Raw genomic sequence first — 12,761 nt, forward strand, 5'->3', positions numbered from 1 at the left:
AGTCGTTGCGGCTGCTGTTGGGCAGGCCAAAATCGGAGCCGCCGCCGCCGCCGTAGGCGAAGCCGCCGGTGCCGTACACGAGGGTGCGGTCGAAGGCGTAGCCGAGGCGGCCGCGCACGGTGCCGAAGTAGTCGAGGCCCGAGAGGCCGTTCGGGTTGACGGCGGTCAGGTCGGGGTTGAGCGCGCCGACGATGGCGGTGGCGTTGTTGCGGCTGCGGCCGAAGTCGACGTACTGGGCATCGGCCTCGACACCGACGACGAAGCCGGAGCCCGGCGTGAACTGGTAGTTGTAGCCGATCTGACCGCCGCCGACGAAGCCTTCGTTGGAATCGCGGTTGTTGAAGCCGATGGCGCCACGGTTGTTGACGAGCGGGCTGGCGGCGGTGCCGACGAACAGCGGCGAGGTGGCGACGACGGTGGTCGGGCCGTTGTTGTTGCTACCCGTGCCGAAGCCGTAGCCGGCGTTGAAACCGGCGTAGAAGCCGGTCCAAGTGAACACCGGCACCGGCACGAACACCGGGGGAGCCGCGCGGCGCGGAAGATCGGCGGCCGAAGCGACGGCAGTCAGGCCGGCGAACACGGTGGTGGCGAGAAGCAGTCTTTTCATTTTTACCTGGTCCTGGTTGGCGAAAGCCGGCGTGCTTGTAATCCCTGGCCGCCGAGAGGTCTGTCGCTTTCCTGCAACAAGGCCACCTGTTAGCCCCCCAGAAGTCAAGGAAGGGTAAAGGTTAGCCGGAGTTCACCTCGACTCCGGGTCGTCTGTGTCATCCCACACATTGACGTGATCGCAAGGATAGCTTCCGGTAATGCCGCCGCCGACGAGATCAAGACTCATCCTCGAGGTTTCGTGATCTTGGCGAGATTGGCATCATCGTGCCAGACGGGCGGGCACCGTGGCGTTTTAATGCCGGGTGCCATCGGGACGATCGCGTCAGCGCAAGGCGTCCTTAACCGTGTTGTCGCAGGATGGGCGTCGAGCGGCCGGTCTGCGCCGCCGCACCGATGATCGCGCCCGCCATGCTTCCTCCCAGCCGTTTCGTCGACACGCCCTCGGACGCCGACCCCGTGCGGGATCGGGAGGAACCCGCATTCCAGCGGCCCTCCACGCTGCTGCCCTGGACGATCAAGCTCTGCCTGGCGGTCGGTCTCCTCGCCCTCGGCACGAGCCAGTACCTCTCCCGTGCCGTGGAGGGCGGGACGCTGCGCCAGCGCGAGGCCCGCGCGGAGCAGATGGATCCGGAGACCACGGGGTCCATCGGCGTGGCGGCCGCCCGCACCACCCTCGATCCCTGCACGGCGGCCGGCCTTCGCCGCTGAGACGGGCGCGTCAGGCGCCCGCGAGCAGGGCCGCGAGCACCGGCGACAATCCGGTGCTCGCGAGGGTGGGGGTGGTGCCGCGTGGCTCCCCTGCCCCGGCCACCGCGAGAACCATTCGGGTGCCGGCCTCCACCGAGCAGAGGACGGGCACCGGCACGGCGGGCTGGATGCGCGCGGCGAGCCCGGCCAGCGCCGCGCCCCCCAGGATCACGGCTTCGGCCCCGTCCTCCTCCGCGCAGGCCCGGCAGGCGGCGGCGAGCTGGCCGAGGGCCGCGTCGGGATCGGCGGCGATCTCGCCCCCGGTCGGCGCGACGGTGCGCACCCCGGAGAGGCGATCGCCGAGGCCGATCCCCGCCACGAACTCCCTCAGCATCGGCCCCCACAGGGCGCCCCCGGTGACGATGCCGAAGCGCCGCCCCGCCCCGCAGGCCGCCCGGGAGGCGGTCTGGCAGGCGGCCTCGGCCATGCCCACGACCGGGACCGGCGCGACCTCCCGCAGCGCCGTGAGGCCGGGGTCGCCGAAGCAGGCGAGGTAGACCGCGTCGCAGCCCGCGACATGCTCGGCGAGGGCATCGAGGGCCGCGTGCCCCGCGATGGCGGCGGCCGCCCGGCTCGCGATGTAGCGGGCCCCGAACCGCCCGGTGACCGGCACGAGGGTGGCCGCTTCCCCGATAAAGCTTCGGACATGGCCCGCCACGAGGTCGGTGACGGCCTGGGTGGTGTTCGGGTTGATGAGCAGGATGCGCAAGGCCAAGCCGGATCTGGTTGTGAGGGACACGTTGTCCAGGCGACGCAAGCTTTTCGCCAGGACGCGCCCTTTTAGGCATGACGCGTCCGGCATCGGTCTGCGGATAAGCCGCGTCGCCCAGGTTCGCTTCGATTGACAAGCCCGCGCAAGGGCCTAAGTGTCCCCGCAACGCGTGTGCGCGGCGGGTCATGTGTCGAAACCGCCCCTGATGCCAGCCGTCGCCGTGTCGATGTCCTCCGCGCCGGTTGGTCCAGTCCCGCGCGCAACGGTTCTCATTGAATATGTCTTTTTCCGACCTCGGATTGAGCGACAAGGTCCTCCAGGCCGTCACGGCGGCCGGTTATTCCGAGCCGACGCCGATCCAGGCCCAGGCCATCCCCCACGTGCTCGCACGCCGCGACGTGCTCGGCATCGCTCAGACCGGCACCGGTAAGACGGCGGCGTTCACGCTGCCGATGCTGACGCTGCTGGAGAACGGCCGGGCACGGGCTCGTATGCCGCGCACCCTGATCCTGGAGCCGACGCGGGAACTCGCCGCCCAGGTTGTGGAGAACTTCGATCGCTACGGCATCAACCACAAGCTCAACGTCGCGCTGATCATCGGCGGCGTCTCCTTCGCCGAGCAGGACGCCAAGCTGATGCGCGGCACCGACGTGCTGATCGCGACGCCGGGCCGGCTCCTCGACCATTTCGAGCGCGGCAAGCTGCTGCTCACCGGCGTCGAACTGCTCGTCATCGACGAGGCCGACCGCATGCTCGACATGGGCTTCATCCCCGATATCGAGCGCATCGTGAAGATGGTGCCGTTCACGCGCCAGACCCTGTTCTTCTCCGCGACCATGCCGCCGGAGATCGAGCGCCTCGCCGACATGTTCCTGCACACCCCGCAGCGCATCGAGGTCGCCCGCCCCGCCTCCACTGCCGCCACCATCGTGCAGAAGCTCGTCGCGACGAGCTCGGAGGGGCATGAGAAGCGCGATCTCCTGCGCCGCCTCATCCGCGGCGAGGCGGAGCTCAACAACGGCCTCATCTTCTGCAATCGCAAGCGCGACGTCGCCCTGTTGCAGAAGTCGCTGGCGAGCCATGGTTTCAACGTGGCGGCGCTCCATGGCGACATGGACCAGCGCGCCCGCACCCTCGCCCTCGACGGCTTCCGCTCCGGCGAGGTGCCGCTGCTGGTGGCCAGCGACGTGGCGGCGCGTGGCCTCGACATCCCCGCGGTGAGCCACGTCTTCAACTTCGACGTGCCGCATCACCCCGAAGACTACGTGCACCGCATCGGCCGCACCGGTCGCGCGGGCCGCGCCGGCCATGCCTTCACGCTGGTGAGCCGGGCGGACGCACGTTCGCTCCAGGCCATCGAGGCCCTGATCGGCCAGCCGATCCCCTGGGCCGAGGGCGACCTCGCCTCAGTGCCCGAAGCCGCTACCCCGTCCGAGGAAGAGGGCGAGGCGAACCGCCGCTATCGCGGCAAGGCCGGAAGCGGCCGGCGGGTCCGTGGCGGTGGTGCCGGCCGCAAGCCGGAGGCTCGTGCCGCGGCCTCCGAGGAGGGCAAGCCGGAGTCCAAGGCGGAACCTCGGGCCGAGGGGCGCGCTCCGAAGCGGGAGGGACGCCAGGAGCCGCGTGCCGGCAGGTCCGCCTCCCGCCGCAATGCGCCCGAGCGTACCGAGGCTCCGGCGGAGGTCGAGCGCGAGGCGGCCCCCGCACCCCGGGCCGCTCCGCATCGGGCACCACGCCCCGAGCGCACGGCCGAGCGGCCTCGTGACGAGCGGCGCCAGCCGCCCCGTCGTCGCGGCGACGAGGACGAGGGCGATACGCCGGTCGGCCTCGGCTCCCACGTGCCCGCCTTCCTGCTGCGTCCGGCGGTGGTCAAGCCGCTGAAATAGAGCGTCCAGCGCGGCTGGTCCTTCGAAGAGCCTTTAACCGCATCTCCACGAACGTTTCCGTATCATGACGGAACGCGGGGGCGTTCCGCTTGGGAACGGCGCCGGGTGGATGGGAGGGTTGGACGAACGATGGACGGCAGTCACGGCGATCGCGATCGGAGCTTCGCGCTTGCCGAGCGTGCCAATGCGCTGATGCGCGATTACGGGCCCTCGGCGGCCCCGCGCTCCTATGCCGTCTGGTACGCCTACGTCTCCGGCACGCAGCCCCTGCTGAACGATGCCCTGAAAAGCCTCACCGCCGCGTCGAGCCGCCTGACCGACGGGGACATCGACACCCTCTACGAGACCTACCTCGATCCCACCCGGCTCTCGGTCGCCACTGAACGAGCCAGCACCAGCGTCCTGTCGGAGATCGCCGGGGTGATGGAGGTTCTGGACCTCTCGCTGGGGTCCGCGGCACAGTACAACGCGTCGCTGCGCACCCTGGCGCGTGACCTCGACGGCACCAACCCGAACCAGGCCAGCGTGCACAAGGTCGTTGCCGCCCTGGTGGCGACGACGCGCGAGGTCACCGCCAACAATCGCACCCTCGAAGCGCGCATGCGAGAGAGCCGCAGCGAGATCGAGGCCCTGCGCGAGACCCTGGAGGCGACGCGGTTGGAGAGCCTCACGGACCCGCTCACGGGCCTGTCGAACCGCAAACATTTCGAGGACAGCCTGTGTAAGCTGGTGCACGGCGCCTCCGAGGCGGAGCCGGCCAGCCTGATCGTGATCGATGTCGATTCGTTCAAGCGCTTCAACGACGTCTACGGCCACATCACCGGCGATCAAGTCCTGCGCCTTGTCGCGGTCGTCATGCGCGAGCACATCAAGTCCGGCGCCATCCTGGCGCGCTTCGGCGGCGAGGAATTCGCCATGCTGCTGCCTGCCACCAACCGGGCCAAGGCCTATGCCATCGCCGAGACCGTGCGCACCAGCGTGATGGCGCGCGAACTGGTGAAGCGCTCCACCGGGGAGTCGCTCGGCAAGATCACGATTTCCCTCGGTGTCGCCATGCACAGGCCCGGAGACACGGCGGTCTCCCTCCTGGAGCGCGCCGATCAGTGCATGTTCAAGGCCAAGCGCGACGGCCGCAACCGAACGGTCGACGACACAGACGTCAACCTCTCGAACGTCGCCTGACGTTCGAGAAGGGCATACTGCGCGGCCGCTGGCGTCAGGCGCCGGCGTGCATCATCTCAGGGTTCACCGGCGTGATCGCGACGGATTCGCCACAGCCGCAGGACGAGGTCTGGTTCGGGTTGTTGAACACGAACTGCGACGAGAGCTTGCTGGTCTGGAAATCCATCTGCGTGCCAAGCAGGAACAGCAGGGCCTTGGGATCGACGAAGACGGTGACGCCGCGATCCTCGACCTTGTCCTCGCCGGGCTTCTGCGCCTCGGCATATTCCATTGTGTAGGACATGCCGGCGCAACCGCCGTTCTTCACGCCGACGCGCAGACCGGCGATCGGACGGTCCGCATCCGCGATGATCGCCTTGATGCGCTCCGCCGCCGCGTCGGTCAGCGACAGGACCTTGAACTTCGATGCCATGATGTCTCTCCGACAGCCGGGTTCAAGGCCCGGGCGGGTGAGCGTGATTGCGTCCGGTTAAGATAGGGATTGCGGAAGGCCGGGTCCATCCGTGAAGCGCGCATGGGTCGAGCCCGTGTGATAGTGACGATACGGGAGGACCAGCCATGGCGGATGCCGCACGCCTCACCATGACGCCCGAGGATTTCTTCGTCTGGCAGCGCGACCAGGACGAACTCTACGAACTCGTCGATGGGCATCCGGTGCCACGCCACCGGATGATGACCGGGGCGAGCATGCAACACGACCGGGCGACGGTGAACATCATCGGGACGCTCTACGCTCAGTTGCGCGGGAAGCCCTGCCGCCCCACGACGGCCGACATCTCGATCCGGACCAGCATCCGGGGCCTGCGGCGGCCCGACGTCATGGTCGAGTGCGCGCCCCTCGTCCCGGACACCTACGAGGTGCTGGAGCCCAGGCTCGTGGTGGAGGTGGCCTCCCCCTCGACCACGACGGTCGACCAGACCCGAAAGGTCGAGGAATACAAGCGCCATCCGACGCTGGCCTACATCCTCCTGGTGGAGACGCTGAAGCCGCAGGCCCTGCTCTACCGGCGGAGTGGCGAGGGCTGGGACATCGAGACCTTCGAGGGTCTGCAGGCCGTCGTCGACCTGCCGGATGTCGGCGCGACGCTTCCGCTGGCCGACATCTACGACGGCCTCACCTTTCCGGCGCGGCGGGACTTGGCCAGCGAGGGCTGAAACCCGCCGCGGCCCCTACCACATGTCGAGGGCGACGCGGGCCTCGTCGGACATCCGGCTCTGGTCCCAGGGCGGGTCGAACACCATGCTGACGGCACAGGATTGCACGCCCGGCACGGCAGCGACCGCGGTCTCGACCCAGCCCGGCATCTCGCCGGCCACGGGACAGCCCGGGGCGGTCAGGGTCATATCGATGGCGACCGTGCGGTCGTCGGCGATGTCGACCTTGTAGATCAGGCCGAGCTCGTAGATGTCGGCCGGAATCTCGGGATCGTAGACGCTCTTCAGGGCGACCACGATGTCGTCGGTCAGGCGGTCGAGTTCCTCGGCCGGGATCGCCGAGTCGCTCGCGATGGTCGGGGCGTTGGCCCCGCCCGTGATAGCTGCATCGCTCATGGATCTGTCCTCGTCTCGGGCCGGGCGCGATACCCCGCGCCGCTGGAAAAGCGTCAGGCGAACATCATCTCGGCCTTGGCCAGAGCCTCGGCGAGGACGTCCACTTCGTGCGTCGTATTATACAGGCCGAAGGAGGCGCGACAGCTGGAGGTCGCGCCGAAGCGGTTCAGCAGGGGCATCGCGCAATGCGTCCCGGCCCGGATCGCGACCCCGTAGCGGTCGATCACGGTGGCGATGTCGTGGGCATGCGCACCCTTCATCTCGAAGGCGATGACACCGCCCTTGCCTTTGGCCGTGCCGATCATCCGCAGGGAATTCATGGCGCCGAGGCGTTCCTGCGCATAGGCGAGCAGGGACGCCTCGTGCGCGGCGATCTTTTCGCGGCCGACTCCCATCATGAATTCCAGCGCGGCGCCGAGACCCACCGCCTCGATGATCGCCGGGGTGCCGGCCTCGAAGCGATGGGGCGGATCGTTGTAGGTCACCGTGTCCTGGCTGACCGTGCGGATCATCTCGCCGCCGCCCTGGTAGGGGGGCAGCCGCTCCAGCCACTCCTTCTTGCCGTAGAGCACGCCGATGCCGGTGGGGCCGTAGACCTTGTGTCCGGTGAAGACGAAAAAGTCGCAATCGAGCGCCTTGACGTCGATGGGCGTGTGGACCGCGCTCTGCGCGCCATCCAGCAGCACCGGTACCCCGTGGGCATGGGCGATGCGCACGATCTCGGCCGCCGGCGTCACCGTGCCGAGCACGTTCGACATGTGGGTGATCGCCACCATCCTGGTGCGGGGCGTGAACAGTTTCTCGTATTCCTCGAGGAGGAAGTTGCCCTCGTCGTCCACCGGCGCCCACTTGATCACCGCGCCGCGTCGCTCGCGCAGGAAGTGCCAGGGCACGATGTTGGAATGGTGCTCCATGATCGAGAGGATGATCTCGTCCCCCTCCCCGATCTGGCCCATGAGGCCCATCGAGGAGGCCACGAGGTTGTAGGCCTCGGTGGCGTTGCGGGTGAAGATGATCTCGTCGGTGGAGTCCGCGTTGAGAAATTGCCGCGTGGTCTCGCGCGCGCCCTCGAACCCTTCCGTGGCGGCATTGGCCATGAAGTGCAGCCCGCGATGGACGTTGGCGTAACCCGTCTCCATGCAGGCCACCATCGCGTCGATGACCGCGCGCGGCTTCTGCGCCGAGGCCGCGTTGTCGAGGTAGACGAGGGGCTTGCCGTAGACCTTTTGCGACAGGATCGGGAACTGGGCCCGGATCGCCTCGACGTCGTAGGGGATGGAAGAGACGGGTGCGTTCATGGCGAAACCTGTGGGTGTCGGGCACGCAGCCCTCCCCCTCGCGGGGAGGGCCTTTTTCAGGTTGTGCTCAGGCGCGTGCGGCGAGCCACGCCTCGACGGTCCCGATCAGCGCATCGCGAACACCCTCGTGGCCCACCGACTCGATGGCCGCCCCGAGGAAGGCCTGGACCAGCAGGCTCTCGGCTTGCGGCTTCGGCAGCCCGCGCTGCATGAGGTAGAACAGGAGGTCGTCGTCCAGCGCGCCGCAGGTGGCGCCGTGGCCGCAGGCGACGTCGTCGGCGAAGATCTCGAGCTCCGGCTTGTTCATCATCTGGCCGGCGTCGGACAGGATGAGGCAGGCCGACATCATCTTGCCGTCGGTCTGCTGGGCCGCCTGCTGGACGATGATCTTGCCCTGGAAGACGCCCGTGGCCTCGCCGTCGACGACGGTCTTGAACAGCTCGCGGCTGACCCCGCCGGTGGCGGCATGATCGGCGAGGAAGGTGGTGTCGGCGAGCTGGCGGCCGTTGAGCATCGCCGCCCCGTTCACCACGGCGCGGCCGTCGGCCCCGGCGAAGTTCAGGTAGACCTGATGGCGCGAGAGCACGGCGCCGACGACCACGTTCACGGTCTCCACCGCCGAGGCGGCGCCGAGCTTCACGGACAGGGTCGAGAGCGCCACGGCCTCGCGGCCCTCCGCATTGAGGCGGGCGTGCCGGAAGGTCGCGTTGTCGGCCACCACCACGTCCAGCGCGTCGTTGGGCTGGTAGGCGATGCCGTCCGGTCCCTCATGGCTCTCCAGGACGAGGGCTTCGGCACCCTCCCCCAGCGTCACCAGAACGCGGGTGGCGGTGGAATAGGCCTCCGCACCGGTGCCGACGAAGCGCAGGTGAAGCGGGGTCTCGACCTTGGCCCCGGCCTCCACCGCGATCAGCGCGCCGTCCGCCAGGAAGGCGGTGTTGAGCTGGTAGATCGGGTTCTCGGAGGCCTGACGCACGGGTGTCAGCTGGTCGAGGAGGGCGTGGCCCTCGCTGAGCGCCCGGGTCAGCGGCGTCACGGTGATCCCGGCCGGGATGCGGCCAAGGTCGGATGCGTCGGCGATCAGGTGGCCGTTGACGAAGGTGAGGCGAACGGCCTCGATCCCGGCGAAGCCCTTGGCCTCGGCCACAGCCGCCTTGGCGGTGTCAGCAGACGGCATTTCGGCCGGATGAGCGGCATCGCGAAAGGCGGAGCGCAGGTCGGTATACTTGAACGCCTCGACGCGGCGGGTCGGCAGGCCGACGGCCTCGAAATAGCGAAACGCCTCCTCGCGGGCGATCGACACGCCCGTGGGGTACTTCATCTTCGTGGCTTCGAAGAGCTTGGTCAGGCCGGTCTCGGCCGCCGTGCGCAAGGGAGTGATGTCGGCCATGGTCAGGCGGCCTCGCCCGTGCGGTACTCGGCGTAGCCGGAGGCCTCGAGCGCCTTGGCGAGGTCCTTGTCGCCCGACTTCACGATGCGCCCCTGCGACATCACGTGGACCACGTCCGGCACGATGTAGTCGAGCAGGCGCTGGTAGTGGGTAATGACGAGGAAGGAGCGGCCTTGCGCGCGTAGCGCGTTCACGCCCTCCGAGACGATGCGCAGGGCATCGATGTCGAGGCCGGAATCGGTCTCGTCGAGGACGCAGAACTTCGGCTCCAGCAGCGCCATCTGCAGGATCTCCATGCGCTTCTTCTCGCCGCCGGAGAACCCGACATTGAGGGCGCGCCTCAGCATCTCCTTGTTGATCTCGAGCTTTTCCGCCGCACCGTTCACCTTGCGGATGAAGTCGGGGGTCGAGAGCTCGCCCTCTCCGCGGGCCCGGCGCTGGGCGTTCAACGTCGCCTTGAGGAAGGTCATGGTACCGACGCCTGGGATCTCCAGGGGATACTGGAAGGCCAGGAACACGCCGCTCGCGGCGCGCTCGTCGGGGCTCATCTCGAGGATGTTGACGCCGTCGAGCAGGATCTCGCCGTCGGTGACCTCGTAATCCTCCTTGCCGGCGATGACGTAGGACAAGGTCGACTTGCCCGAGCCGTTCGGCCCCATGATGGCGGCGACTTCGCCGTCGTTCACGGTGAGGTTGAGGCCGTTGAGGATCTGCTTGTCCTCGATGGCCACCGTGAGGTTCTTGATTTCGATCATTGCAGCATCGTCCGTTCTAAAACTTGAAACGCGGCGCGGCCCTCCCCCCGAAAGGGAGAGGGGGGAGATGCGCGCGGGATGTCTTCGTGTGCCCTACCCCACCGAGCCTTCGAGGCTGATCGAGATCAGCTTCTGGGCCTCGACGGCGAACTCCATCGGCAGTTGCTGCAGCACGTCGCGGACGAAGCCGTTGACGATGAGGGCGGTGGCCTCCTCGTTGGAGAGTCCGCGCTGCTGGCAGTAGAACATCTGGTCTTCGGAGATCTTCGAGGTGGTGGCCTCGTGCTCGAACTGCGCGGACGCGTTCTTCGACTCGATGTACGGCACCGTGTGCGCGCCGCACTGGTCTCCGATGAGGAGCGAGTCGCAGTTCGTGAAGTTGCGCGCGCCTGTCGCCTTGCGGTGGGCGGAGACGAGGCCCCGGTAGGTGTTCTGCGAGCGGCCCGCCGAGATGCCCTTCGAGATGATCCGGCTGGTGGTGTTCTTGCCGAGATGGATCATCTTGGTGCCGGAATCGACCTGCTGCATGCCGTTCGACACCGCGATCGAGTAGAACTCGCCGCGGGAATTGTCGCCGCGCAGGATGCAGGACGGGTACTTCCAGGTGATGGCCGAGCCGGTCTCGACCTGCGTCCACGAGATCTTCGAATTGGCGCCGCGGCAATCGCCGCGCTTCGTCACGAAGTTGTAGATGCCGCCCTTGCCCTCGTTGTCGCCCGGGTACCAGTTCTGGACCGTCGAATACTTGATCTCGGCATCATCCAGCGCCACGAGCTCGACCACGGCGGCGTGAAGCTGGTTGTCGTCGCGCTTCGGAGCGGTGCAGCCCTCGAGATACGAGACGTAAGAACCCTTGTCGGCGATGATGAGGGTCCGCTCGAACTGGCCGGTGTCGCGCTCGTTGATGCGGAAATAGGTCGAGAGCTCCATCGGGCAGCGCACGCCCGGCGGGATGTAGACGAACGAACCGTCGGAGAAGACCGCCGAGTTCAGGGTCGCGAAGAAGTTGTCCGTCACCGGAACCACGGAGCCGAGGTACTTCTTCACCAGATCCGGGTACTCGCGGATGGCCTCCGAGATCGGCATGAAGATCACGCCGGCCTTGGACAGTTCCGCCTTGAAGGTGGTGGCCACCGACACCGAATCGAACACCGCGTCGACGGCGACCCGGCGCTCGGGGGCGATGCCCTCCAGCACCTCGACCTCGCGCAGGGGAATGCCGAGCTTCTCGTAGGTCTTCAGGATCTCGGGGTCGATCTCGTCCAGCGACATCGCCGCCGGGCGCTTCGGCGCCGCGTAGTAGTAGATGTTCTTGTAATCGACCTTGTCGTAGGAGACGCGCGCCCAGTCGGGCTCCTGCATGGTCTGCCAGCGCTTGTAGGCGTCGAGACGCCAGGCCAGCATCCATTCGGGCTCGTCCTTCTTGGCCGAGATGAAGCGGATCACGTCTTCGGAGATGCCCTTCTCGGACTTCTCCATCTCGATCGTCGTCTCGAACCCGTACTTGTACTGGTCGAGGTCGATGGACCGGACCCGGTCGATGGTTTCCTGCACAGCAGGCATTACACGTCTCCTGACATGCCCGGCGTCAAGGGCCGGGTGTTGGTGAGATGGCTTGGGAAAACGGCGCTCACGCCGCGCGCCCTTGCCGTCGATATAGGGTCTCGACCACGCGTTCGCAGGCGGCGCGACACCGCGCTGCGTCGCTTTCGGTGCTGTTCCACCCGAGGCTCACGCGCAGCGCCCCTGCGGCCAGCGCAGGGGACACCGCCATGGCGGCGAGCACGGGGGAGCGCGCGACCTTACCGGAGGCACAGGCCGAGCCCGACGAGAGCGCGACCCCGGCGAGATCCAGCGCCATCAGGGCGGTGGCGGCGTCGAGCCCCGGCACGGCAAAGCACAGGGTGTTCGGCAGGCGGGGCGCGCCGGCACCGAACACGACGAGGTCGGGTGCGCAGGCCGCTAGGCCCGCCTCGATGCCGTCGCGCAAGGATGCGAGCCGGACCGCATCGCCGGGCTCGGCCAGTTCCGCCGCCACGCCGAGCCCGACGATGCCGGGCAGGTTCTCGGTGCCGCCGCGCAGGCGCCCTTCCTGGCCGCCGCCGCGCAGGATGGGCGCGTCGAGGCCGACGCCTTCCGCCAGCACCAGGGCGCCGATGCCCTTGGGAGCGCCGAATTTGTGTCCCGACAGGGTCAGGGCATCGAGCCCGAGATCCGCGAAGTCGACGGGGATCTTGCCGATCGCCTGCACGGCGTCCGAATGCACCAGGGCCCGGCCATGGGTCCGGGCGAGCGCCACGATCGCCCGGAGTGGCTGAACCACCCCGGTCTCGTTGTTGGCCGCATGGACCGAGATCAGCACACCCGCGTCGGCGTGGCGGGCGAGCAGGCCCTCGAGCGCGACGAGGTCGATCAGTCCGGCCGCATCCACCGGGATGACGTCGACGCAGTCCGGCGGGAAGCGGTGACCGGCCACGACGCAAGGGTGCTCGGTGGCCCCGATCAGAAGGTGCGTCGGCGCCGGCCGGCCCGCCCGCGCCATGGCGCCCGACAGGGCCGCGTTGGCCGCCTCGGTTCCCCCGCTGGTGAAGACCACGCGGCCGGCGCCCGCGCCGACCCGACGCGCCACCGCTT

12 protein-coding genes and 1 pseudogene are annotated in these 12,761 nt (G+C 68.2%); 4 read left to right on the forward strand and 9 right to left on the reverse strand.

Going from position 1 to position 12,761, the window contains the following annotated elements:
• Window positions 1–607, reverse strand: a pseudogene (locus JWQ05_RS08185) (porin family protein); the annotation flags it as partial.
• Window positions 608–1,017: 410 nt separating this feature from the next.
• On the opposite strand from JWQ05_RS08185, the gene JWQ05_RS08190 reads away from it, so the two are divergent.
• On the forward strand, window positions 1,018–1,317 hold the full coding sequence (locus JWQ05_RS08190) for a hypothetical protein (RefSeq protein ID WP_299657368.1): 300 nt from the start codon (window positions 1,018–1,020) through the stop codon (window positions 1,315–1,317).
• Window positions 1,318–1,327: 10 nt separating this feature from the next.
• On the opposite strand, the gene JWQ05_RS08195 is transcribed toward JWQ05_RS08190, so the two are convergent.
• Complete coding sequence (locus tag JWQ05_RS08195) at window positions 1,328–2,065, reverse strand: aspartate/glutamate racemase family protein (RefSeq protein ID WP_299657400.1); 738 nt, start codon at window positions 2,063–2,065, stop codon at window positions 1,328–1,330.
• A gap of 281 nt (window positions 2,066–2,346) precedes the next feature.
• Here JWQ05_RS08195 and JWQ05_RS08200 point away from each other — a divergent pair, with 281 nt between their 5' ends.
• Complete coding sequence (locus JWQ05_RS08200; protein ID WP_299657371.1) at window positions 2,347–3,951, forward strand: DEAD/DEAH box helicase; 1,605 nt, start codon at window positions 2,347–2,349, stop codon at window positions 3,949–3,951.
• 129 nt (window positions 3,952–4,080) lie between these two features.
• Window positions 4,081–5,133, forward strand: coding sequence for a diguanylate cyclase (locus JWQ05_RS08205; protein ID WP_299657374.1), 1,053 nt, complete (start codon window positions 4,081–4,083; stop codon window positions 5,131–5,133).
• A gap of 34 nt (window positions 5,134–5,167) precedes the next feature.
• Here the strand turns inward: JWQ05_RS08205 and JWQ05_RS08210 are convergent, their stop codons facing one another.
• Entirely contained in the window at window positions 5,168–5,545 is a 378-nt protein-coding gene (locus tag JWQ05_RS08210; protein WP_299657377.1) for an iron-sulfur cluster assembly accessory protein, read from the reverse strand.
• Window positions 5,546–5,691: 146 nt separating this feature from the next.
• On the opposite strand from JWQ05_RS08210, the gene JWQ05_RS08215 reads away from it, so the two are divergent.
• Window positions 5,692–6,288, forward strand: a complete 597-nt coding sequence (locus JWQ05_RS08215; RefSeq protein ID WP_299657380.1) for a Uma2 family endonuclease — start codon at window positions 5,692–5,694, stop codon at window positions 6,286–6,288.
• Between the two features lie 15 nt (window positions 6,289–6,303).
• Here JWQ05_RS08215 and JWQ05_RS08220 read toward each other — a convergent pair whose 3' ends face one another.
• The 6 genes from JWQ05_RS08220 to JWQ05_RS08245 all read right to left on the reverse strand — a co-directional run.
• Entirely contained in the window at window positions 6,304–6,684 is a 381-nt protein-coding gene (locus tag JWQ05_RS08220) for an SUF system Fe-S cluster assembly protein (protein ID WP_299657382.1), read from the reverse strand.
• A gap of 53 nt (window positions 6,685–6,737) precedes the next feature.
• The gene (locus JWQ05_RS08225; protein WP_299657385.1) at window positions 6,738–7,982 is read right to left on the reverse strand and encodes a cysteine desulfurase; all 1,245 of its coding nucleotides are present in this window, start codon (window positions 7,980–7,982) and stop codon (window positions 6,738–6,740) included.
• A gap of 67 nt (window positions 7,983–8,049) precedes the next feature.
• A complete protein-coding gene (gene sufD / locus JWQ05_RS08230) occupies window positions 8,050–9,372 on the reverse strand; it encodes a Fe-S cluster assembly protein SufD (protein ID WP_299657388.1) in 1,323 nt (440 codons plus the stop codon).
• 2 nt (window positions 9,373–9,374) lie between these two features.
• Window positions 9,375–10,127 (reverse strand): Fe-S cluster assembly ATPase SufC, encoded by a 753-nt coding sequence (gene sufC / locus JWQ05_RS08235; protein ID WP_299657391.1) that lies wholly within the window; start codon window positions 10,125–10,127, stop codon window positions 9,375–9,377.
• Window positions 10,128–10,220: 93 nt separating this feature from the next.
• A complete protein-coding gene (sufB, locus tag JWQ05_RS08240; protein WP_299657394.1) occupies window positions 10,221–11,690 on the reverse strand; it encodes a Fe-S cluster assembly protein SufB in 1,470 nt (489 codons plus the stop codon).
• A 67-nt stretch (window positions 11,691–11,757) separates the two neighbouring features.
• Window positions 11,758–12,761: cysteine desulfurase family protein (locus tag JWQ05_RS08245; protein WP_299657397.1), on the reverse strand; the 1,004-nt coding region annotated here is incomplete at its 5' end.

The sequence above is a fragment of the Methylobacterium sp. genome (assembly GCF_028290105.1).
Lineage (GTDB): Bacteria > Pseudomonadota > Alphaproteobacteria > Rhizobiales > Beijerinckiaceae > Methylobacterium.

Excerpts from the sequence above, each read along its gene's own strand:
- JWQ05_RS08200 (WP_299657371.1), top strand. The coding sequence starts at position 2,347 with ATGTCTTTTTCCGACCTCGGATTGAGCGACAAGGTCCTCCAGGCCGTC.
- JWQ05_RS08205 (WP_299657374.1), top strand. The coding sequence starts at position 4,081 with ATGGACGGCAGTCACGGCGATCGCGATCGGAGCTTCGCGCTTGCCGAG.
- JWQ05_RS08225 (WP_299657385.1), bottom strand. The coding sequence starts at position 7,982 with ATGAACGCACCCGTCTCTTCCATCCCCTACGACGTCGAGGCGATCCGG.
- JWQ05_RS08210 (WP_299657377.1), bottom strand. The coding sequence starts at position 5,545 with ATGGCATCGAAGTTCAAGGTCCTGTCGCTGACCGACGCGGCGGCGGAG.
- sufC (WP_299657391.1), bottom strand. The coding sequence starts at position 10,127 with ATGATCGAAATCAAGAACCTCACGGTGGCCATCGAGGACAAGCAGATC.
- sufD (WP_299657388.1), bottom strand. The coding sequence starts at position 9,372 with ATGGCCGACATCACTCCCTTGCGCACGGCGGCCGAGACCGGCCTGACC.
- JWQ05_RS08215 (WP_299657380.1), top strand. The coding sequence starts at position 5,692 with ATGGCGGATGCCGCACGCCTCACCATGACGCCCGAGGATTTCTTCGTC.
- sufB (WP_299657394.1), bottom strand. The coding sequence starts at position 11,690 with ATGCCTGCTGTGCAGGAAACCATCGACCGGGTCCGGTCCATCGACCTC.
- JWQ05_RS08220 (WP_299657382.1), bottom strand. The coding sequence starts at position 6,684 with ATGAGCGATGCAGCTATCACGGGCGGGGCCAACGCCCCGACCATCGCG.
- JWQ05_RS08190 (WP_299657368.1), top strand. The coding sequence starts at position 1,018 with ATGCTTCCTCCCAGCCGTTTCGTCGACACGCCCTCGGACGCCGACCCC.